Annotated in this window: 2 protein-coding genes; both read right to left on the bottom strand. The window is 37.4% G+C overall.

Annotated elements, in window-relative coordinates; all coding sequences use genetic code 11:
- On the bottom strand, positions 1-268 hold a 268-nt coding region (locus A9O67_RS13770; RefSeq protein ID WP_231960240.1), incomplete at its 3' end, for a hypothetical protein.
- Between the two features lie 180 nt (positions 269-448).
- On the bottom strand, positions 449-850 hold a 402-nt coding region (locus tag A9O67_RS13570), incomplete at its 5' end, for an MFS transporter (protein WP_197484444.1).

An 850-nucleotide genomic window follows, 5' to 3' on the forward strand; every position in this document is an offset into this window, starting at 1 on the left:
CCCCTATAATCGTCGATGCAAGATTGTATCCCATACTTACAGTCGTAACTTGTCCATTGGCTGGTTTTGCCATGGCATAATTCCTATTACATAAAACCATTGCTGAAATAATAATAATTGACGATTGGGAGATAAGTACTAATGATAAAACATTAGTCGACATTAGGTAATAAATAGGAATTGATAGTATGGCAGCTAACTTTACCCCTAAGTTAAAAACCCGTTCAGAGTAACTGTAGTTATCTGTTAACCAGCCAACTATTGCCATTAAAATCAATAATAAAGTTGAGGATATCATTGAATATATACTTTTAAGTTCTTCTAGCACTCACGCCGTAAGTAAAAACCAAGATGAAAAGTATAAGGTATAAAAAATAACCGAACCAGGAATAACAACCAGTAAAATATTAAATGCCGTAAGCCAATCTATGCTTTGGCACCCATCATACTAAATGGGTTGGTCTGGTAAGCGATAGCGAAACCAAAAACAGATCAGTATATTACCTAGACCTAATAGTAGTGGTATCCTCCACCCCACCCTTTGCATGGTTTCAGGGTCTAATATATCTTCGAGAATTAACACGATTCCTAACGAGCCAATAACACCAACAACCGCACTTCCAGTTAACAACGCCGAAATCCTACCCCGTCCTTGGGGCTCAGAGTCTTTATAAAAATAGGTAGACAGTGATGGGCTTTCACCCGCAAAACTAAAAGATAGCAACATTTGAAGAAATAATATGGCTAAAGGCGTATATACCCCTAAGAGTTCAATTGGCAGAAATGCCATACATAATGTTGCACTACCGGTGAGAATACTTACCAAAATCATTGCTGGTTTTTTACCAAC

It is taken from the genome of Tepidimonas fonticaldi (assembly GCF_001675355.1).
In the GTDB taxonomy this organism is placed as follows: Bacteria; Pseudomonadota; Gammaproteobacteria; order Burkholderiales; family Burkholderiaceae_C; genus Tepidimonas; species Tepidimonas fonticaldi.